Genomic DNA, 21,170 nt, shown 5'->3' with positions numbered 1-21,170 from the left:
CGATTGCCTTTTTTGGATATGGATATTATGTAAATAATCAAGATAAGATTCAAGCAATTAAGGTGGACTTTGGCAATGGTCCAGTTGAGCCTTCCTTAGATACAATTGGTGAAGACTTAGATTATGCTGAATTCACACGACCAGTATACACTTATTTAAATGCTCAGCATGCAGCGGAAGAGCCTCCAATTCTTGACTATGCATACTACGTATTAGAAGCTGCACCAGAATTTGCTGGAGAAACTGGATTCGCTCCTCTACCACAATCAATATATGATGAATATAAAACAAAGCTAGATGCCATTCAATAAAGACAAGGGTGTCTAAGATTGAAGATGGAAGCTTGCAAAGCTTTCATCTTCTTATGCGTTTAAAAAAGAGCCTTGTCAGGTCAAGAAAAGGAGGCATTTTAGGTGAAACAAAGCGCCAATAAAAGCATAAGCACAAAAGAAAGAATCCAGAAAAATATAACTCATGGTAACAATAGAAAAATGGATAAAATAATGCCTAGAATCTTTTTTGGTACGGCTTTAATATCTGTTTTTACAACAGTAGGTATTTTGTTTACATTAGTGTTTGATGCTGCTCTATTTTTTAAGGAAGTGTCTATCTTTGAGTTTTTTGGGAGTACAGATTTAGACCCATTAGGTAAAAATCCTTCTTTTGGAATATTACCTTTACTAACTGGAACAATTGTTACCTCTATCATAGCTATGTTTGTTGCGATTCCAATTGGTTTAACAACGGCCGTTTATTTAAGTGAATATGCATCAGAGAAAGTAAGAAAAGTAATCAAGCCAATGCTAGAAGTCCTTGCTGGAATTCCAACCATCGTTTATGGTTTCTTTGCCTATTCCTTCGTAACACCTATATTATTAACTATAATTCCAGAGATAGGTGCTAAAAATGCGCTTAGTCCAGGTATTGTTATGGGAATAATGATTATTCCTATGGTTGCCTCCCTATCGGAGGATGCGATGAGTGCTGTTCCCAATGCTATGCGTGAAGGAGCGCTTGGACTTGGCTCAACAAAACTTGAGGTAACTTGGAAAGTCATTATTCCTGCCTCTATTTCGGGAATTATTGCTTCGTTTGTGCTTGCGATTTCTAGAGCAATCGGTGAAACCATGATTGTAACGATTGCAAGTGGTAGCTCTAAGAACTTTACTCTTGATGTCCGAGAATCCATGCAAACCATGACAGCTTACATCGTTGAATTTACAAGTGGTGACGCGGGAGCTGGAACAGTTGGATATTATAGCCTATATGCAGTAGGTCTTACTTTATTTGTATTCACTCTCTTCATGAACTTATTAGCACAATATATTTCACGAAGGTTTAGGGAGGAATATTGATATGAAGCAGGTAGATACCACTTTAGTTCGGAAAAAAATGAATTCACGACTATTCTTAAATCAAGCGATGAAATATTTATTTTTTTCCCTTACTATTTTCGCACTCGTTGTTTTAGCTATTTTAATCTATCGTGTTTTTTCTCAAAGCATCGGTTGGATAGACTTTCAATTCCTCTCTGATAAACTTTCCTTAAATCCAGATAAAGCAGGTATTAAAGGAGTCATCGCTGGGACGATCGGTTTAATGATTGTAGTAGGTCCCGTAACGATGGCGTTAGGAATTGGAACGGCAATTTACCTAGAAGAGTACGCCAGAAGAGGAAAACTACAATCCTTTATCCAAATGAATATTTCTAATCTTGCCGGTGTACCATCTGTTATATTCGGCTTATTAGGTCTTACCGTATTTTCGAGATTGTTCAATTTAGGCTCAAGCATTTTAGCTGGTGGACTAACCATGTCCCTTCTTGTTCTTCCAATAGTTGTAGTAGCTAGTCAAGAAGCGCTTCGTGCAGTACCAGGCTTTTTAAGAGAAGCTTCTTATGGGATGGGTGCAACAAAATGGCAAACGATCAAAAATGTTGTTTTGCCAGCAGCCTTACCTGGGATCTTAACAGGATTTATTCTTTCACTCTCTCGTGCCATTGGGGAAACAGCTCCCCTAGTCGTTCTAGGAATACCAGCATTAATCATGCCTGTTCCTAATAGCCTAATGGATGACTTTACAGTACTGCCTATTCAAATTTATTATTGGACGTTAGATTCAGTATTAACAGCGGAGTATGCAAACTTAGCATCAGCAACGATTGTTGTCCTACTAATTATTTTGTTCTTAATGAATTCGGTCGCAATTATTATCCGGAATAAATTTCAAAAAAGGTTTTAGAATTGGGGGAGTCCTAAATGGAAAATGAAACGCAAAAATTTGTATACGATACACAGGATCTAAATTTATGGTATGGTGCTGATCAAGCCTTACACAGCATTAATTTAAAAATCCCTCAGAATCAGGTTACGGCAATAATTGGTCCTTCGGGATGTGGTAAATCAACCTACATTAAAACACTAAATCGGATGGTAGAACTTATCCCTACTGTAAAAACAAGTGGACAAATCCTTTATCGCGGAAAAAATATATTTGATATCAGAGTTGAAGAACTTCGTACCCATGTTGGAATGGTATTTCAAAAGCCAAATCCTTTCCCGAAATCCATTTATGATAATGTGATTTACGGTCCTCGTATTCATGGAATCAAGGATAAAAAGACGTTGGATTCTATCGTGGAAAAGAGCTTACGTGGTGCAGCGATTTGGGATGAAGTAAAAGACCGCTTAAATGAAAACGCCTATGGGTTGTCTGGCGGACAACAGCAGCGTTTGTGTATCGCTCGTTGTTTAGCAATTGAGCCTGATGTTATTTTAATGGATGAACCAACATCAGCTCTAGATCCAATTTCTACTCTTAAGGTTGAAGAACTCGTTCAACAGTTAAAAAAGGATTTCAGCATCATTATTGTCACTCATAATATGCAACAAGCAGCAAGAATTTCGGACAAAACAGCCTTTTTCCTAAGTGGAGAAGTCATCGAATTTGATCAAACGGATCGTTTATTTTCAAACCCTACTGATAAAAGAACAGAAGACTATATCACTGGACGATTCGGATAAACGTGATTGGTTTTTATCTCGAATGGACGGGCAGTCATACCCCCTCCCACCTCAAATCTTAAGTAAAAGAGCAAAGAAGGTGGGGGTAAATTGCTTGTAAATTTCCGATTGGTTCAAGGGCCTTTAGGTCATATCCCTGGGTGCTAACAATCAGTGGGAAAGGCCAATAGTTGAAGTTTCACTTTATTTGGCATAATTTTTGAATTTTTGTAATAGTCTCAATATACAATACTTCTGCCATAAAAGAATATTAAGGAGTGAGTGATATGCAAGTAAGGAAAAACTTTGAAATGGAACTTGAGCAGCAAAAACAAGCATTATTAAAAATGGTTGAGTTTTCAAATAAGATGCTTGTCGATTCAGTTGAAGCATTGCGTACCCAGAATCTTGAATTAGCCCAACAAGTTATCGATTTTGACAAACAATTAAATCAGATGGAAATTGATGTAAATGATAAGGCGATTCAAATTATTGTGAAGGAAGGACCAGTGGCTAAGGATTTACGCAAAGTCATTGTATCTTTAAAAATCTCTTCTGATGTTGAAAGAATTGGTGACTTAGCAGTAAATATTGCGAAATCTACTCTTATCATTGGGAAAGAGCCTTTGGTGGCTGAAATTACGGAAATACCAAGGGTTATTGAAATTATAAAAGACATGCTTCATAAGTCCGTTAGTGCTTTTAATTATGAAGATGTATCCATTGCAAAATATGTAGCTGATCAAGATGATAAGGTTGATGAGTATTACGGTAAGTTTTTACAGGAAATGATTACTTTATTCAAACTTTATCCAAACAACACGAATCAAATTCTGCAACTCTCTTTCATTTGCAGATATATCGAGCGAATTGGAGATCACATTACTAACATTGCTGAAAACATTGTTTATTTAGTAAAGGGAAAACGATACGATTTAGATTAATCGTAAAAACACCTTCAAATATTGAAGGTGTTTTTATCCCACTTTAACGGTCACTCCACTTTAATTTTGAACAATTTCCCACAAGATGTCACCTGATTCTATTGTAAACGATTTTCCCCTGCAGAAGTACTTCCAACTCCTCCAAGAATCATACTACAGTTTTCGAGGGTACTAAAATATTTGTTGTTTTCTTCATGAACTCCTCCTTTAATCGGCTATTATTTTTATACTATGGAATGGGTGCTATTAAACATGAATTTTGTTAGATATTCTCAAAGAAAAAGCTACCCATTTTTAGGAGGGCAGCTTTAGAATGGAGATTGATTAGTAAGCTCCTCCGCCATAGTAGGCGCTACCAACGATAATTAACAATATGAACAGAATCACTAGTAAAATGAAGTCATTTCCTCCTCCGTATCCCATAATCAGTTCACCTCCTTATCTGATTTACAATATCCTATGAATTTTTGATAGAGATGATAGGGCACATATCTTTTTTAAGTGAAAAAAGGCTTTCACCATTTAGACGGCGATAAACGAGAAGAGTGGGTGGGGGGATATACTCCCATGAAAATAAAACATTACATTTTCATCCTTGTTGGTGAAGCTTGCTGGATGGCTAGCTGCCCGTAAATGTCCTATTAGTATAAGAGCCTTTAGGTCATGCCCTTTGGTGTTAACAATTAGTGGGGGACGGCCACTGATTGAAGTTTCACTTTATGTTTCCTTTCTTTAGCAGAAACCTGCAATCACCTATTTTTCTAGTTTATTCTCGGGAAACTGTGCATTAGTTTATACGGATGTTTTGATATTTTCATAGGGTGATGTAGGAGAGGAGGAAAAGTTATGGACGACTTTTCAAAGAAAATCGAGAAAAAAACTGGTGTAAAAATGGATGAATTAATGCAGGTTGCACAATCTATTAAAGGGTCAGATTTACAAGATGAAAAATCAATTAGGAGATTAGTGAGAAAGATTTCTAAATTAGCAGGAAAAAAGGTATCAAAAGAAAAAGAAGATAGGATTGTCGATACGCTAGTAAACAATAAGAAGAAAATTAATTCAAATACTATTTCTAAAATGCTTAAGTAGCAGTGTGATAAAGAGTGCAAACTTAAGTGTTTTTTGACAAATAACTCAAAATCAAAAAGAGGAGCCTCCTAATTAGGCTCCTTGTCTACATAAAATGGTCCGGGTGATTTGAACTGGAGAGTTCCACATTTTATAGGACATTTTTCAGTATCAGAATTTATAAGTTGTTAGAGAATTTGTCTAACTCCAGCGAAAAAGCATCATCGAGTAATCTTCGAAGTTTATGCCCCGAGCAAGGAAAGCTACATAGAGCTACTTCGCAGAAACAAGTGCTTTTCCTGTTTCGAGGGGCGCTTGCGCTTTTCTTATTAGAGAGCTATTCTTCTTTACATTTTTCTAATAAAATTGTAATTAATAATCCATCTGATAAATTATAATCGATGGTGACATCTACAATTTTATAAATAGTCCCGTCAACATTTACAAGATCGCCCTTTTTATAAACTATATACCAACGCAGCAACATAAGAAATTTCTCCCTTCTATACATATTGAATTCGAAAAAATTCAATATGTATAATCAGATGTATCAAGAAGAAAACACATTTTTTGTATTTAATAGATTTAAGCCTTTCCATTTTGCTAGAAGGTTCATAGATTATAGTAAGTCGCCACCATAACATGAGCTCATCTTAAACCTCTGTGAAAACAGAAGAGGGTGTGACGTTTTAGTTACGCTCCTTTTCTGTTGGGAGTAAAATATGCATAATTTTTGTAATGAAACATATCTTTCGTAATAGCAATCTCAGGTTAGATATACTATTTGTATAAGTTATTCTAAAAGAGGGAGCGGTAATTTATGACGAAATTAGAAATCAAAAATAAGATTGCAGAAGTTAAATCTGATTACACACGAATCATGGCGGATCTAGAAAAGCTGGATTCTGTTGGTGGGAATACCTTGAATGCGGAGAGGCAGCTAGAACAGTTGGAAAATGAATTGGCTGAATTAAATAAGAAGCTTGCTATTCTACAAAAGTGAAAATGCTTCAGGCTTGATGATAGTGTGATTTTAAACCTGCTAAACAAAGGTGGGATTAGTAATGTTCACAAAAGAACAGATCACCGAACATATTAATTATTTTAATGATAACAGGATAAAGTTTGTAAAATGGAAGTCTGGTGAAAAGAAGGAAGATGGAGTCTTAACCATTGGCTATCCAATTTATGATGAGGGCTTTCGCAAATTTGTAGATGATTGCTATAAGGCTGATGTGCTTGATGGCAACTATCTTCACAATGTGGAAAAGGTTTGTGAGGAAAATTTAATTCCGATGAACTATATTGAATCAGCAGATAAGGATTTGCTTCAATCTATATTAACCTATTACATTAGGCAGGAGCGCTTTTGTGAAGGCCTTTGGGCAACTGCTATAGAGAAAAAAGTATTTTTAAGGATTTTAGTAAGATTAGAAGAATTGCTTGGGAAATAATAAATTAGAGCCTGAGCCTGACAGCCATATGTGAGTTTGTACTACCATATGGAGGTCAGGCTTTCTTATTACATAAAAAAAGGTGGAGAAGAGATTGACTACAATAGAATTTCGCGAAGGATATATTGACGTAACAGGCGGTAAGGTATGGTATCGAGTTCATAACAAACATTCGAGGGAAATACCAGTGATTGTATTACATGGGGGACCCGGCTCTTCTCATTGGTCACTACAGGGATTAAGAAAACTTGCAGATGAGCGCCCTGTTATTTTTTATGACCAGTTAGGGTGTGGTAAATCAGATCGATCTGAAGATACATCCTTATGGAATCTAGACCGATTTGTAGAAGAGTTGTACCAAATAAAAGAAGCTCTAGAATTGAGCAATTTTCATATTTTGGGACACTCTTGGGGGACAACCCTAGCTGTAGCGTATTATTTGAAACATCCAGAAGGAGTAAAGAGTATTATCTTTTCTAGTCCTTGTTTGAGTGCACCACTGTGGGCAAGGGATCAAGAAAAAAACATAGAAAAATTACCTTTAGATGTGCAACTTACCTTAAGAGAATGTGAAGAAAACGGGAATACGGATTCCGATGAATATAAAGCAGCTGTTGAAGTATTTGCAAAAGAGTTTATTTCTCGGTTAGAGGAAAGACCGGACTGGTTAAATGAAGGAAGAAAATATAGAAACCCGGAAATCTATAACATAATGTGGGGGCCTTCTGAATTTCATGTTAAGGGAAATCTGAAGGATTTTGATTGTACAGACCGGTTGAATGAAATATCTATTCCGACCCTGTATACATGCGGCCGCTACGACGAGGCTACACCAGAATCCACAGAATACTTCAGCCGTCTCACACCAGGCAGTAGTTTTCGCGTATTCGAAAACAGCGCACACATGGCCTATTTAGAAGATGGAGAAGAATATGAGCAGGTAATGAGAGAGTTTCTACGAGGATAATCTTGGAATGATAGTTCCTGTTCCATGTATAGGGACAGGAACTGAAAGCCCCCGACCTCCGTCTTAGGTCTGAGATTCTTTCAATCTACTGAACGAAGTATTTCTATAGAGAAATAGATATGATAAAACTTGGAGAAACAAAGCGGTTGAGAAATAGATGTTTAGAGAGAAGGAAGCAGCTTAGGTCAAAAGGGGGAATTCACATGCGATTTAGAGATTTTCATCCAAATATAAAACTACGAATTATTTTTGGGTTTTTTAGTGAAATAATTGGGAGTATGATTTTTCCGTTTATGGCGATTTATTTTGCCGTGCATTTCGGAGAGAAACTAACTGGAATTTTATTGATTTTAAATATTTTGGTTGGGGCATTGGTAGGGTTCTATGGTGGTTATTTATCGGACATCATGGGGCGAAAAAAACTGATGTTGATTGCTAATTTTATAAGGGTAGCGTCACTTATTGTGATGACAATTGCCAATTCACCTTGGTTTGTATCCCCTGAACTAACTTTTTTAATGTTTTTAGTGGGAAGTATTTGTTGGGGGATTGAGGGTCCAGCTATGGATGCAATGTTGATTGATGTAAGTAAACCGGCAGAACGAAAGCTTATGTATTCCATTATGTATTGGTCTGCCAACTTGTCCATTGCCATTGGGGGAGCAGTTGGAGCATTCTTGTTTGAAGACTACCTTTTCTATTTATTTATTGGAATGACGAGTGTGTCTATTGTTATCTTGTTTGTCCTTATTTTCTTTATAAAAGAGAGTTATGTTCCTCAGAAGGCTAAAGATGAAGGGAAGAGCATGAAAAAACTTCAAGTCTTTACTGGAATTTTTCAAAGTTATAAAACTGTAGCAAAAGACAAAATCTTTATCTTGTTCGTCATTGCGGGGTTATTTGTACAGTCATTAGAATTTCAGTTGACCAATTATATCGCAGTTCGTCTCCATGACGATATGCCAGATCAAAATGTTTTCCAATGGACGATAGATGGATTGCGAATGACCGGGATTTTACGAACAGAAAATACCATTCTTGTAGTAATTTTTGCAGCGTTAATAACTAAATTGATCCATAAGTATAAGGATAAGCATGTTTATCTAATTTCCATTGTGCTATTCACCATTGGATACACGGCAATTAGTTATTTTGATAATATTTGGATTCTATTTATAGCTATGATTATTGCTACTCTTGGAGAGTTAATGCGTGTTCCTGTACAACAGAGTTATCTGGCGGCAATCCCTCCAGATGATAAACGAAGCAGTTATATGGCTGTTAATGCTTTCACCTATCAAGGATCCATGATTTTGGCTTCACTTTCGGTTACGTTAGGAGCTTATTTAAACAAAGAAACGATGAGTATATTTTTGCTTATTACGGGTGCTATCGGTTTTATTATAATTAATAGAATCGTTCCGGCTTTAGAGGAAAGAGTTAGAGAACAGAATGAGGTAGCTGAAACAGCATAGGGATTTGCTTTGTGGAGCTGACGGAAAAATTGCTCCTTTTTTCAGAAAACAGTAGTGGGTACAAGAACTATGAATCAGACGAAAGCTTCTTTTGCATTAGTTTGCAAAAAGAAGCTTTTTCTTTGGTGTTGCAGCATTTTAGTAATGGGAGGAAACCTATTCGGTTAAGTTTGGAATGCAGGAAACGTTACCTTATTGTTAGTAATTTTGGTATAGTAACAATGTGAGGAAAGAGTTTTACTAGATTAACAGAATGCTTTCCTTTGGCCCATTTTTAATAGAGTAGGAGATAAATATATGAAAAAGAAACTAATAATAATATCAGCTATTGTGATTGCTATTTTGGTGGGTGCTTATGGGGCTGTGGGAAATTACTTTTATAATTATGCCTTGGATGCAAACGATGAAAAGGAATTTTTAGAGGGGAATCCGCATTTAGCGGAGAGTTCAGCGGTCTTGACTGAAGTGGCTGAGGCTGCGGAGTTGGAGGATGATAAGTTTAAAAAGGAACATCCTCCTACATCAATGTATATCACCTCCAATGACAAACTCAAATTGAAGCTTCACGCCAATCTCTACCAGAATAGGGACAGTAATTCGAAGTGGGCTATTGTAGCACATGGATACACAAGCAGCGCTGCCTCGATGACACGTTGGGTTCGAAATTTTTATGATCAGGGATACAACGTGTTGGCGCCAAACCTTCGTGGGCATGGTGAAAGTGAAGGAGATTATATTGGAATGGGGTGGCATGGTCGACTAGACATGCTTCAATGGATTGATGAAATTGTGAAGAAAGATCCTGACGCTGAGATCCTATTATTTGGAATTTCTATGGGGGGCGCCACAGTTATGATGACATCAGGAGAAGAACTTCCGCCTAATGTGAAGGTAATTGTAGAAGATTGCGGCTACTCTTCTGTAAGTGATGTATTTATTTATCAATTGGATGACTTATTTGGACTACCTGAATTTCCAGTCATCAACGCAGCAAATACAGTCACGAAAATTCGTGCAGGCTACGATTTGTATGAAGCGTCTGCGGTAAAACAGGTGGCTAAAAGTGGACTCCCAATGCTATTTATCCATGGTGATGCAGACACATTTGTTCCTTATGAAATGTTAGATGAAGTTTATAACGCTGCACCAGTGGAAAAAGAAAAGCTCGTCATTAAAGGTGCAGGTCACGGAGAAGCAGAAAAGGTAGATCCAGAATTATATTGGTCTACCATCTGGAACTTTGTAGGGAATTATATCGAATAGATGGATTTTGGGGACAGGAACTGCCGTTTTCCTTATGAAAGGTACCTGTCCCTAAACTGTCAATAGAGGTCAATTTTTTTGTATAAATGAAACCGTATGTTGGGTCATTTCGTAAGATAATAAGATGAAAAAGAGGAGGGTGGAAATGTTCAAAAAGCTTTTAGCAAGTGCAGGTATCGGAAGTGCAAAAGTGGATACTATTTTAGATAAAGATCAGTTTACACCAGGGGGAAATGTGACAGGAATCGTTAAGGTTCAAGGTGGAAAAACAGACCAGCATATAGACCGTATCAATCTGTTTTTAATGGCAGAGGCAGTGCATGAGAGAGATGACAAGAAGTTCTACGAAAAAGTAAAGTTACAAGAATATACCTTAACGGATTCTTTTATAATAAATGGAGGGGAGTCCAAAGAATTTAATTTTGCCTTTGTGTTACCGATTAATACACCACCGACTATTGGTTGGACAAAAATTTGGATCCAAACAGGTTTGGATATTTCTCAATCAGTCGACCCAAAAGATCAGGATTACCTTAAGGTTAAACCTCACCCTTATGTAGAAACCATACTTGAAGCATTGACTAAAGAGTTAGGTTTTTATTTAGGTAAGGTCGAAATGGAATATTCAAAACGACATGGTTATGTGCAGGAATTTGAGTTCACCCCAACTTCAGAATATAGATCAGATTTAGATGAACTAGAAGCTATTTTCTTTGTGAGGGATAATCAAGTGAATTTGGTCCTCCAAGTGGATCGTCGTGCTAAGGGGCTTGACGGATTGTTTGCGGAAGCCTTGGAAACGGATGAAAGCCATGTTCAGGTTTCATTTTCTAATAACGAGATCGCAAATGGATCAAGGTATATAGCAGATGAATTAAGAGGGATTATAAAGGGGTTTATTTAGTGGGAAATATAATAAGAAGGAGGCATGAAATCATGCTCCTTCTTATTTGAGTTCAAGTGCTTATCCCGCGTGAACCGGTAGTAATACCCCGCCACAAATCTTAATTAAGTAAAACGAAAAGCATAGGTAGGGGATAAATTACCCGTAAATGCTCGATTGGTTCACGGGCCTTTAGGGTTATAGCTTAGGGTACTTACCATCTGTGGGAAGCGGCCACTTATTGAAGGTTCACATTATTGTAACGGGGGATTTTGACCGTTTATCATATCTGTATCAGAATTACCTTTAAACGGACCTGTAATCATTCCTGCATCAGGGAATCCAAATTGGGCTGCCCCTGGTCCACCTGCGGATAAATCTGGATAAAGCTTTGAGTATTTTTTATCTCCATAGGATTTTTCAGACTTTAATTCCTTAGCCACTTCAATAGCTTTTTCGAATTGAAGAGAGTGAGCTTCTTCACGTTGGATAAGAAAATCAAACATCTCGCGTGCTCCCGGATCCTGTACGTGACGGTGCAGCTCTTCATAGACTTTTCTTGCTCTTAATTCAGCGGCATGGTTTGATTCTAAGTTAGCTATTAGGTCACCAACTGAATTAATAAAATTACCAGAGAACGGGGAGCCGGAAGAATCGGTTAATGTTGGTCCGTGTCCACCCAAAATCATTCCTTTTTGTACAGTAGAATTAATGAAATCATGAGCATTGGTCATCATAGAACCTTCAGATGCCATTTCCACATCTTGTCCGCCAAGCATACTTGGGTCTTTATCAGGGCCACCCATTAACTGTGTAATACATGTACCGACCATTTCTAAATGGGAGATTTCTTCTGTAGCAATATCTAACAAAAGATCTTTCATAGCTGGATCCTTTACACTAAAACTTTGAACAAAGTATTGAAGACAAGCTTTTAGTTCACCATTTGCGCCGCCAAATTGTTCTAAAACGGCTGCTGCATAACTAGGATTTGAACTTTGAACATTAACAGGAAATAGTAATTCTTTTTGATGAGTAAACATAAAAACACTCCTATTTTTTGGTATGGTCTATACAGAAATACAGTCTTATGTTTTGTTGGATATGTTATTTCATGCATAAATTGATTATTTTTTTGAATAAGTAATACGGCTTGTCCCAATTTCAGGACAAGCTAAAAATTACGGCGTTAATCATTTTTTCTTCTAATTCTTGTTCTTATTCAAATGGTTCTTCACCTAAAACTGGCTTCTTTGGATTAATTATCATTTAGGGCATTCATTAACTACTTCCCCAATATCCCAATCCAAAGGAATAGGCATTAGCTATTCTGCAAAAGCTATGTTGAGAATACAAATAGGGAGGATCTGTTATGCCTATACAAAACAATGCCGAGATTCGTGAGCTTGCGGAGGTTTCTCGTAAATTGGAGAATGCGACCCGTGATGCGATTAATAATGCAAATCCAGAAGAGATACAACAGCTGTTACATGAATTAAGTGATGTCCAGGAGCATATACAAGAGGCGAGAGGTAAGGCTATTAATGGACATGGGAGTTCCACTCAGCCATTAATTGATGCTCAACTTCGTGTAGAAGAAAGTCAGCGACTACTTGATCGTGCCTATACCAACATAAACGCTACACAAGACAGTGTTCAACCGTAGGGATTCAAAAGAGTTTAACCCCAAGGTTAAGCTCTTTTTGCGTTTGTTTCAACCATATTTATGGGTATCGGTATGATAAGGGAGTGATATCTATCTGGATTAAATTTTTTTGGATCGCTGGAAATGTTCTTTGGGGAGTAATAGGTTTTTATATCTATTTAACAGCATTATTATGGGGTTGGGATAAAGGCAACATCATGATTTACCCTATTGCAGCAATTATAGGAATCATTTTCCTATTTCTCTTATATAACCTCCTTATCATCGGAAGAGGGGCTTTGAAAAAATGGGGCCAATCTATCGTAATCTTTTTAGGCTCAGCAGTTGGGGCTGTGGTTATCCACGGAATATTACAAAATACCATTTTAGAATAATTCTTTTATGAACGAGCTAGGTCTTATATAATAAAGGAATGAATGATTGGCAGGGGGGTTAACATGTATATCATTAATAAAATCGGTTTTCAGTTATTAAAAATGAAAAACCTTACCATCGGCATTGTGACTGTTGTTTTCATTGCTTTATGTACAATCACTATTTATTTTTTAGAGCCCGAGAATTTTGAAAGTCTACCTAATTCATTTTATTACGTCATGACTACCTTTTCCACAGTTGGGTATGGGGATTATTCTCCAGTCACCATGCCGGGAAAAATATTTGCGGTTTTCATGTACTTAATTGGAATTGGACTATTAGGGGTGGTTATCGGGAAAATCGTGGACGCGTTTAATATTTTTAGAAAGAAAAGGGAGGAAGGAAAGTTGAGTTATTTAAAGGAAAATCACATCGTTATTGTAGGTTGGGGAAAGAAAACAGAGGCCGCGGTACATGAAATTTTACAATCTGATAAGAAAAAAGAAGTTGTCGTTATTGCCCAACTGGAGAAATCTCCATTTGATCTTTCTTTGGAAAGAGTACATTTTATTCAAGGAGATCCAACAGATGAAACAACCTATGAAAGCGCCAATATACAGGATGCTATGTCCGTGATTGTTTTCTCAGACGACTTGATTCAAGATTCTTCACTTCAAGATGCAAAAACCCTCTCCATTGCCATAACTGTTGAACGTGTTGCTCCCAAGGTGCATACAACTGTAGAAGTCATGACCGAGAAACATACAACTAATTTTACTCATGTGAAAGTGGATGAGTTTATCCTATCACAAGAAACAATATCTAGCCTTGCTGTTAGGTCTGCTATGTACATAGGAGTAAGTCAAGTCTACACCCAATTGATCAGCAGGCAACATGGAGAAAACTTATATAAGGTCTCAAGAAAAGTGGAATGGGAGACCTATCGAGATGCATTTCTAGACTTATTGCAAGAAGGTGCCACCTTAATAGCTGACGGTAATCGCTTGGATATCAATCGGAGGTTAGATGAAAAAATTCCAGAAACTGCAGCACTCTATGTGATTTGTAGTTCAGATGTCTATCAAAAAATAGGATGAATAGTGAAGTAGCGAGATGGTTAATCTATCTCGTTTTTTACAGATTTTCCAAACGAGAAAGCCCACTCCTTAAGGCGAGTGAGGTCAATAAGGAGTACCACATGTTAAACCGACGGTTTGTGGTGCTTTAAGTAGTTGAAGATTTCATTTTTTTTACACATTTGTTTCATTTTGTATTTAATAAGGATGAAATAAATGTAGGAATGAATATAGAAGAACGAAAACCACTGTGTCCTTATTAAACTATCATTTTGTTTTCTGACCTCGTTATAGAAGGAAGATTTTTCTGCAGGAAGATCTAGAAAAACGGTTTAAAGAATTGGTACAAGAAGCTTGTTAGTATCCTAGAACCCCACTGCTTTAGCTGTGGGAGTTGTCAGACACGAATGATCAAATAATCTCCGTTTGTCATTTTGACGACATCAGCCTTCATTGCTTTTGCTATGTCCACACTAAGTTCTTTACATTCTTTTTCATCCTCGCCATAAAGGGAAAGAGGACCTGCAATAACTCTTTCTCTTTTCGAGGTTACGTAGGCAAGAATTTCATAGCTTGGCCTCATGGATGATTCTCTACCCATATTCGATCATCCTTTCATGTTTGTATTCATTACCGCATGAGATTTTTTTGTGGATTCCAATAACGGGCATTTTTTCACTGCCTCAATAAGTGCATCAGAATCCTTTTTTATTGGAATAAGAGTAATAATTATTCTGCCTGTTTCATATTCCTTCCTTGTAAAATGATATCTTTTTACGCCTAATGCTCGACAGGCTTCAAAAAGAGCTGCTTGGCGCTGGCCATAGTTATCTAGATTTATTCGGAAATGATCTTCATGTGGTGTGATAACAACTGCCAATCCTTCTTCCCTATACATTTTCTCCGCATTTTCTGTACCGAGAAGATTACTAATCCAAATATCATCCACATAGAGATTAGAGTTTTCTACCTTTATCTTTCCAACCTCAACATCGGCAATATCTCCAATGCTTTTCCCTTTAGAAAAACGCTTAAGGGAAATGAAGCAGATTAGTCCGACTCCTACTCCAATGATAATATTAATCCAGAGGACAAAAGGTAAACTATAAATAGTAATGGAGGTTACAAAAGATGTTACAAAGGCAAGATAATTTCTTGATTCAAAGGTCTTGGCAATTCCGTCAATATAGGCTTTGCCCCGATACGTATATTCGGTTTCCTCTAAGTCGGCAAGGCTCTCACGTTCTGATTTTCTAACATCTCGGAATTGTTGAAGTGCCAATGTCAAAAAAGTAACGGCTATAAAGTTCTTCGTCAGTAATGCCGGAATGGCTACTGATCCTAATGCCGCAGCAACAAACCCTGTAATGACATGAATAAGGTACCCGTTAGGAAAACTTGGGTATTGTCTATAATCCTCTTTTATGGTGAAAATTCTTGCCAATGTTCCAAGAATTACGGCGATAATAATGATAATCAAGTCTTCGGTTGGTAACATCTGTTCATCCATTTTTTTACCCCCTTTCTTTGTAAGATTAGTTTTGATAATCTAAGGGGAATTATGTATTTTTGGGTTTGTAGGATACGACTCGAGGAATATAATGGATTGCAAAGGACGAATAATCCACAAATAATATGTCTAAAGTAAAAGTACATGCAATAACCCCCGTACCGAATAAAACGGGGGTTGTTTTTACTACTAAATTAGTTATTGCGATTGTTGCGATTACGGTTGTTATTACGTCCATTGTTGTTAAGGTTTTGTGCATCATTTTCGTTAGCGAATTCAGTGTTTGCGTTGTCGACATTTAATTCATTGTTGTTATTGTTGTTATTGTTGTTGTAATCATTGTTGTTGCGATTGTTGCTATTGCGGTTATTTTTAGCCATTGTTTTTCACCTCCCGATATTACTTTCTCCCCCAAAAAATTTTTCATTCAAAAATTTTACTGTTTTAAAGGAAAAATTTTTCAAAATGGTTTAATCCATACATTCCCAGTCATTAAAAAGAATGATAGAAATTAAATATATGCTATTATTAAATAGCAGCATTATGTTTATTGGAGGAGAATGTATGATTCCTTTGTTAGAACGCTTAGATTCATATGATAGAGACATGCTGTTAGGAAATTCCAAACCACTGACTGTTACAAAAGGAGATTTTATTTTTCGCGAGGGTGAATTTGCAGACAAGTTGTTTTTCATTAAAAAGGGTCAAATTCGAGTTTTTAAACAAATGAAGAAAAACAAGGAAATCACAGTGTTTATAAGGCAAGATCTAGACTCCTTTGGTGAGATAGGTATTTTTAGTGGGAATCTTTACTCTAACTCAGCTGAAGCTGTAACAAACTGTAAACTTTACTATATTGAAAGAGAACATATGGAGACTATTATGTCTCAAAATGGCAGATTAAGCCTTCAAGTTACCAAGTGGCTAGCCGAATCTTTAGAAGGAAGTAAAGCAAAGCTTAGAGATTATTTGATCTTGGGTTCTGAGGGTGCAGTTGCCTCTGTTTTTGTCCGTTTAAGTAATATGTACGGTGTTATAACTGCTGAGGGAATTTATATTTCCGAACCAATCATGGTTCAGGATATTGGGAAACTGGTTGGAATCTCTCGTGAGACAGTTAGCCGTATTATTAGTAAATGGAAAGAACAAGGGGTCCTAGATGCAGATCAGAAATATTTTATTATAAAGAAAATCGATTACTTCGAAAAAATGCTAATATGTGAAAAATGTGGTGTTCAAAACTGCGTATTATAATATGACTACATCCAGTGGGTGTAGTTTTGTTTTTTTGGGAGGTGAAGCGTAAATCTATCATGTTTTAACTATGAGGGCACAATCATAAAAAAATATACAAGTACTTTTTATTTCTGTTAAAAAAGATTCGACAAAAAATGATTTTTTTTGAATTAATGGTTGCCTGTCCAAAAAGAACTTGTTATAATTACTTTTGTTATTCAATTTGTTCCGAGGCTGTAATTAAAGTTATTAAAGTTATAAAAGTTACTGACGTACGGGTGTAGTTACGAGCAATTACTTCTTATGAATAAACATCGAGTTGCTCCGAAGCATCCATCATCACTGACTAAGCTAAAAGATGCAGGGACCTGACCAATAGCGTGGGCTATTTCAAAGTAAATAACTAATAATATGCGGGTGTAGTGTAGTGGTAAAACCTCAGCCTTCCAAGCTGATGTCGTGGGTTCGATTCCCATCACCCGCTCCATACTTATGTTTCCAACGCAGTGTTTCGTTTCTGAGAGAACGAGGCATTGCGTTTTTTACTTTTTTTATAAAGAACAAAACCAAAGAAGCGAATAACAAGATTTGTTTCTCATAAGGCATATGAAGCACAAATACACTGAGAGAATAGAAAAAAATTATTCTTCATAAGGGAGCAAAGCGCCAAACAATTAACTTTTTTACAAACTTTCATAAATCGTATACCATAGTCACTAGTAGCACCGAATGGATGTAAAGGAAGGTGACGGATATGGAACGGTTACGTAAGTTGATACAGGATGTAGATGGAAAAGGGTATAAGGCATATAAAAGTCTTCAAGGGGAATATCGTTTTGCAGGCTATATACTGTGTATGGATTATATACAAGGTGATCCTTTTGCTTCGCCCTCTAAAATTAGAATAGTTATTCCGCGGGAGAAACGCACGATACGCTCAGAATGGAAAGGGACCAAAAGGCGACAGATTTATATAGAGGATTTAATGGCAAGACATGTAGGAAACGCGATTTTTAAACAGTCCATGTCAGTAAAAGGTACTGGGAAAAGTGGTCTTGTTTCGATTGATCGTCCTGGCCAAGAAATACTAGAGCGAACCGCTGTATCAGCGAGTAATAATAAAACAACCATTTGTCTTTCCATTGGATTACCTGCCAATGGTCGCAGGATTAATGGAAAAGAAGCAAATCGCCTGCTATTTCAACTTCTTCCAACTATAATGGAAGAGTCTGTTTTTTCTATGAAAGATCAAGATTTTATTCATGTGACTGAGCTGGCTGATCAACACGATCACATTTTAAATACCATGAAGGAAAACGATTGGATCTCCTTTGTGGCTGATGGCTCCGTCCTTCCTCGTGAGAGTGGTGTTAGTAATAAACCATTAAAGAAAGCGGTGCCTTTTAAAAGCCCAGGTAATTTAGGAGTTTCGATAAATCTTCCTCATCGTGAGGAGCCTTTAACTGGAATGGCCCTCAAAAAGGGAATTACCCTTATTGTAGGTGGGGGTTATCATGGAAAAAGTACCCATTTGCAAGCAATAGAGCGAGGGGTTTATCCTCATATAGTAGGGGATGGTCGTGAATATGTTTTAACAGATCCTTCCGCAACAAAAATTCGATCTGAGGATGGACGACAAGTGACGGGTGTAGATATTTCACCTTTCATTAATAACCTACCTCATGCTCAAGATACTCAACGATTTTCAACGGAGAATGCCAGTGGAAGTACCTCCCAAGCCGCCAATGTTATGGAGGCATTGGAGGCGGGAGCAAATACACTTTTGATTGATGAAGATATAACAGCCACAAACTTTATGATTCGTGATGAAAGAATGCAAAGACTAGTTTCAAAGGAAAAAGAACCGATTACACCTTTTATCGATCAAATAAAATCGTTAAGAGACGTTCATGGGATATCCTCTATCCTAGTTATGGGTGGGTCAGGTGATTATTTTGAAGTAGCCGATGAAGTTATTATGCTTGATCAATATGTGCCTCATCAGGTAACGGAAAAGGCTAAGGAAATTGCAAGCGAATTTCCTAGTCAACGTTCAGATGGATCAGCTCCAATGATCAGGATTCAAAGTAATAGAGTCTTTGCGCCGAAAACTATACAAAGTCAGCGCGGAAATAAATCAAAAATTCAAGCTAAAGGTCTAGATAAAATTTTGATGGGAAGAACTGAAATTTCTCTTAGTTATGTTGAACAATTAGTAGATTCTTCTCAAACGCAAATGCTAGCAGATGTACTTAAATATATAGAGAATAAAAATCTTCTGCAAAAATCCTACACGTTGCCAGCATTACTAGACATGATTGAGCAACAGATGGATGAAAAAGGGCTCGCCTCTTTTACTGGATTTAAGGATCAACATCCAGGAAACCTGGCAAGACCCCGACGACAGGAAATTGCTGCTACTTTTAATCGTATGCGAACAGCTGCTATAAAAAATTAGAATGAAAGGAGAATTTGCATGACATTCGCCCACTTAAAGGATGAGCTTATTGCATATAGTAAACAGATCGGTATAGATCAAATCGGCTTTGCGTCGGCGGATGTCTTCTCTGAACTGAAGGAAAGATTGAAGCGACAGCAGGAGCTGGGCTATCAATCAGGATTTGAAGAGCCGGATTTGGATAAGCGAACGAACCCAAATCTTCTTGTTGATGGGGCACAGTCTATTATTTCCATTGCGATTGCCTACCCATCCAAAATGAAGGACGCCCCGAGAAGCATAAGGAATGAACGGAGAGGGATATTTTGTCGCGCTTCTTGGGGAGAGGATTACCATCATGTGCTACGTGATCGTCTAGAGAAATTGGCTGGATTTTTACAGGAGAAGGTTCCAGATGTTCAATATAAAAGTATGGTAGACACTGGGGAATTATCTGATCGTGCCGTAGCCGAACGTGCAGGCATTGGTTTTAGTGGAAAAAATTGCTCCATTATTACTGAGAAGTTTGGATCTTATGTTTATCTAGGGGAAATGGTGACTAACATCCCATTTGCACCGGATTTACCTGTAGAAGATAGTTGCGGGGATTGCACCATTTGTCTGGATGCCTGCCCAACTGGAGCTCTGATAGAAGGAGGGCAACTAAATGCCAATCGTTGCATTGCTTTTTTAACGCAAACGAAAGGGTTTTTGCCTGATGAATTCCGAGAAAAAATCGGTAATCGACTCTATGGGTGTGACACCTGTCAAATGGTGTGTCCACGTAATAAAGGCATTGATTATCATTTGCATGAGGAGTTAGAGCCCAACCCAGAAATAGTTAAACCAAAATTACGCCCTCTATTAACTATGTCCAATCGTGAATTCAAAGAGAAGTTTGGTACAATTGCGGGTTCATGGCGTGGAAAAAAGCCCATCCAAAGAAATGCGCTCATTGCTTTAGCACATTTTAAGGATACTTCTTCCGTTGAAGAGATAGGGAAAGTATTAAAGGAAGATGTGCGCCCAGTCATGAGAGGAACGGCTGCATGGGCTCTTGGAAAAATAGGAACAGTGGAAGCCAGAAATGCCCTTTTATTTTCATTAGAGAGAGAAAAAGATGAGGAAGTCTTAAAGGAAATTGATAAGGGTTTGGCGAAATTTGTTTAAGATGGCCTTACTTGGTTAGGGGGAATATTATGGTTCAGCAATCAATTCTAAACTATGATGAAATGGATTCACCTGTGGGACCATTAACTTTAGTTCGTACAAAGGATGGTTTATGCGCAGTTTCCTATGGTCGAATGGAGGATATTCGTCCTACACTGACCAATTGGGCAAAAAGGTATTTTTTAAGAGCTGATTTTGAGAGGAACCCAGGTCTTCTTGAAAAGGAAAAAGCAGCCTTTGTAGATTACTTTGAAGGATCTATTCGCTGGTTTGATATCGACCTGGACTTGTATGGTTCGCCTTTTCAACAAAAGGTTTGGAAAGCACTGCTCGAGGTCCCTTATGGAGAAACCAAATCTTATAAGGAAATTGCGGAAGCGATTAACTCTCCAAAAGCCGTTCGTGCTGTAGGAGGAGCAGTTAACCGTAACCCGCTAGCCATTATCATCCCATGTCACCGTATTATCGGAAGCAACGGAACATTGGTGGGGTATAATGGTGGATTAGAAATAAAGAGGAAGTTACTCGAACATGAAGATGCTGATGTTATACGCAGGATTGGATAATCGTTTGTGATTGATATAGACCCAAGGGAGATTGTGCCCTTGGGTCTTTTTGAATTTATTAATTGAGTTTAGGGCAGGAGCAGGAGGTAAAAGTGA

General features: G+C 37.4%; 25 protein-coding genes, 1 tRNA gene and 1 pseudogene. 21 read left to right on the top strand and 6 right to left on the bottom strand.

Annotated elements, in window-relative coordinates:
- From RZN25_15215 to phoU, 5 genes are all read left to right on the top strand, one after another.
- A partial coding sequence (locus tag RZN25_15215; GenBank protein ID MEQ6378165.1) for a phosphate ABC transporter phosphate-binding protein occupies positions 1-311 on the top strand: 311 nt, incomplete at its 5' end.
- 102 nt (positions 312-413) lie between these two features.
- Positions 414-1,355 (top strand): phosphate ABC transporter permease subunit PstC, encoded by a 942-nt coding sequence (gene pstC / locus RZN25_15210; protein MEQ6378164.1) that lies wholly within the window; start codon positions 414-416, stop codon positions 1,353-1,355.
- A gap of 1 nt (position 1,356) precedes the next feature.
- Positions 1,357-2,241: a phosphate ABC transporter permease PstA gene (pstA, locus tag RZN25_15205; protein MEQ6378163.1), complete on the top strand. Its 885-nt coding sequence runs from the start codon at positions 1,357-1,359 to the stop codon at positions 2,239-2,241.
- A gap of 17 nt (positions 2,242-2,258) precedes the next feature.
- On the top strand, positions 2,259-3,023 hold the full coding sequence (pstB, locus tag RZN25_15200; protein ID MEQ6378162.1) for a phosphate ABC transporter ATP-binding protein PstB: 765 nt from the start codon (positions 2,259-2,261) through the stop codon (positions 3,021-3,023).
- A 266-nt stretch (positions 3,024-3,289) separates the two neighbouring features.
- The gene (phoU, locus tag RZN25_15195) at positions 3,290-3,946 is read left to right on the top strand and encodes a phosphate signaling complex protein PhoU (GenBank protein MEQ6378161.1); all 657 of its coding nucleotides are present in this window, start codon (positions 3,290-3,292) and stop codon (positions 3,944-3,946) included.
- Positions 3,947-4,270: 324 nt separating this feature from the next.
- Here the strand turns inward: phoU and RZN25_15190 are convergent, their stop codons facing one another.
- Positions 4,271-4,369: a YjcZ family sporulation protein gene (locus RZN25_15190; GenBank protein MEQ6378160.1), complete on the bottom strand. Its 99-nt coding sequence runs from the start codon at positions 4,367-4,369 to the stop codon at positions 4,271-4,273.
- Between the two features lie 423 nt (positions 4,370-4,792).
- Here RZN25_15190 and RZN25_15185 point away from each other — a divergent pair, with 423 nt between their 5' ends.
- Complete coding sequence (locus RZN25_15185; protein MEQ6378159.1) at positions 4,793-5,038, top strand: stage VI sporulation protein F; 246 nt, start codon at positions 4,793-4,795, stop codon at positions 5,036-5,038.
- Positions 5,039-5,354: 316 nt separating this feature from the next.
- Here RZN25_15185 and RZN25_15180 read toward each other — a convergent pair whose 3' ends face one another.
- Positions 5,355-5,504: a hypothetical protein gene (locus tag RZN25_15180; GenBank protein MEQ6378158.1), complete on the bottom strand. Its 150-nt coding sequence runs from the start codon at positions 5,502-5,504 to the stop codon at positions 5,355-5,357.
- A gap of 333 nt (positions 5,505-5,837) precedes the next feature.
- Here RZN25_15180 and RZN25_15175 point away from each other — a divergent pair, with 333 nt between their 5' ends.
- The 6 genes from RZN25_15175 to RZN25_15150 all read left to right on the top strand — a co-directional run bounded on the left by RZN25_15175 (position 5,838) and on the right by RZN25_15150 (position 11,080).
- Complete coding sequence (locus RZN25_15175; GenBank protein ID MEQ6378157.1) at positions 5,838-6,020, top strand: SE1832 family protein; 183 nt, start codon at positions 5,838-5,840, stop codon at positions 6,018-6,020.
- A gap of 61 nt (positions 6,021-6,081) precedes the next feature.
- Positions 6,082-6,471 (top strand): DUF6508 domain-containing protein, encoded by a 390-nt coding sequence (locus RZN25_15170; protein ID MEQ6378156.1) that lies wholly within the window; start codon positions 6,082-6,084, stop codon positions 6,469-6,471.
- Positions 6,472-6,574: 103 nt separating this feature from the next.
- Positions 6,575-7,438: a proline iminopeptidase-family hydrolase gene (locus RZN25_15165; GenBank protein ID MEQ6378155.1), complete on the top strand. Its 864-nt coding sequence runs from the start codon at positions 6,575-6,577 to the stop codon at positions 7,436-7,438.
- A 203-nt stretch (positions 7,439-7,641) separates the two neighbouring features.
- The gene (locus RZN25_15160) at positions 7,642-8,913 is read left to right on the top strand and encodes an MFS transporter (protein ID MEQ6378154.1); all 1,272 of its coding nucleotides are present in this window, start codon (positions 7,642-7,644) and stop codon (positions 8,911-8,913) included.
- 297 nt (positions 8,914-9,210) lie between these two features.
- Positions 9,211-10,176 carry an alpha/beta hydrolase gene (locus RZN25_15155; GenBank protein ID MEQ6378153.1) on the top strand — a complete coding sequence of 322 codons (966 nt, stop codon included), beginning with the start codon at positions 9,211-9,213 and terminating at the stop codon, positions 10,174-10,176.
- A 145-nt stretch (positions 10,177-10,321) separates the two neighbouring features.
- Positions 10,322-11,080, top strand: coding sequence for a sporulation protein (locus tag RZN25_15150; GenBank protein ID MEQ6378152.1), 759 nt, complete (start codon positions 10,322-10,324; stop codon positions 11,078-11,080).
- A 233-nt stretch (positions 11,081-11,313) separates the two neighbouring features.
- On the opposite strand, the gene RZN25_15145 is transcribed toward RZN25_15150, so the two are convergent.
- Positions 11,314-12,102: a manganese catalase family protein gene (locus tag RZN25_15145; GenBank protein ID MEQ6378151.1), complete on the bottom strand. Its 789-nt coding sequence runs from the start codon at positions 12,100-12,102 to the stop codon at positions 11,314-11,316.
- A gap of 329 nt (positions 12,103-12,431) precedes the next feature.
- On the opposite strand from RZN25_15145, the gene RZN25_15140 reads away from it, so the two are divergent.
- From RZN25_15140 to RZN25_15125, 4 genes and pseudogenes are all read left to right on the top strand, one after another.
- Positions 12,432-12,725, top strand: coding sequence for a hypothetical protein (locus tag RZN25_15140; protein ID MEQ6378150.1), 294 nt, complete (start codon positions 12,432-12,434; stop codon positions 12,723-12,725).
- 83 nt (positions 12,726-12,808) lie between these two features.
- Complete coding sequence (locus tag RZN25_15135) at positions 12,809-13,099, top strand: hypothetical protein (GenBank protein MEQ6378149.1); 291 nt, start codon at positions 12,809-12,811, stop codon at positions 13,097-13,099.
- A gap of 63 nt (positions 13,100-13,162) precedes the next feature.
- Positions 13,163-14,176: an ion channel gene (locus RZN25_15130; GenBank protein MEQ6378148.1), complete on the top strand. Its 1,014-nt coding sequence runs from the start codon at positions 13,163-13,165 to the stop codon at positions 14,174-14,176.
- Between the two features lie 229 nt (positions 14,177-14,405).
- Positions 14,406-14,513: pseudogene (locus RZN25_15125) on the top strand (transposase).
- A gap of 39 nt (positions 14,514-14,552) precedes the next feature.
- On the opposite strand, the gene RZN25_15120 reads toward RZN25_15125, so the two are convergent.
- The 3 genes from RZN25_15120 to RZN25_15110 all read right to left on the bottom strand — a co-directional run bounded on the left by RZN25_15120 (position 14,553) and on the right by RZN25_15110 (position 16,045).
- A complete protein-coding gene (locus RZN25_15120) occupies positions 14,553-14,756 on the bottom strand; it encodes a hypothetical protein (GenBank protein MEQ6378147.1) in 204 nt (67 codons plus the stop codon).
- Between the two features lie 6 nt (positions 14,757-14,762).
- Positions 14,763-15,665, bottom strand: coding sequence for a YIEGIA family protein (locus RZN25_15115; protein MEQ6378146.1), 903 nt, complete (start codon positions 15,663-15,665; stop codon positions 14,763-14,765).
- Positions 15,666-15,859: 194 nt separating this feature from the next.
- Entirely contained in the window at positions 15,860-16,045 is a 186-nt protein-coding gene (locus tag RZN25_15110; protein MEQ6378145.1) for a hypothetical protein, read from the bottom strand.
- A gap of 184 nt (positions 16,046-16,229) precedes the next feature.
- Here RZN25_15110 and RZN25_15105 point away from each other — a divergent pair, with 184 nt between their 5' ends.
- The 5 genes from RZN25_15105 (at position 16,230) to RZN25_15085 (ending at position 21,074) form a co-directional block, all read left to right on the top strand.
- Entirely contained in the window at positions 16,230-16,919 is a 690-nt protein-coding gene (locus RZN25_15105; GenBank protein ID MEQ6378144.1) for a Crp/Fnr family transcriptional regulator, read from the top strand.
- Between the two features lie 395 nt (positions 16,920-17,314).
- A tRNA-Gly gene (locus RZN25_15100) sits at positions 17,315-17,388 on the top strand.
- 267 nt (positions 17,389-17,655) lie between these two features.
- Complete coding sequence (locus RZN25_15095) at positions 17,656-19,359, top strand: ABC-ATPase domain-containing protein (protein ID MEQ6378143.1); 1,704 nt, start codon at positions 17,656-17,658, stop codon at positions 19,357-19,359.
- An 18-nt stretch (positions 19,360-19,377) separates the two neighbouring features.
- Positions 19,378-20,508 (top strand): tRNA epoxyqueuosine(34) reductase QueG, encoded by a 1,131-nt coding sequence (queG, locus tag RZN25_15090; GenBank protein ID MEQ6378142.1) that lies wholly within the window; start codon positions 19,378-19,380, stop codon positions 20,506-20,508.
- 29 nt (positions 20,509-20,537) lie between these two features.
- Positions 20,538-21,074: a methylated-DNA--[protein]-cysteine S-methyltransferase gene (locus RZN25_15085; protein MEQ6378141.1), complete on the top strand. Its 537-nt coding sequence runs from the start codon at positions 20,538-20,540 to the stop codon at positions 21,072-21,074.
- Positions 21,075-21,170: the final 96 nt, after the last annotated feature.

This window comes from Bacillaceae bacterium S4-13-56, assembly GCA_040191315.1.
In the GTDB taxonomy this organism is placed as follows: Bacteria; Bacillota; Bacilli; order Bacillales; family JAWJLM01; genus JAWJLM01.
Note: the sequence above shows the minus strand (reverse complement) of the source record. Positions and strands in the feature narration are given on the sequence as shown.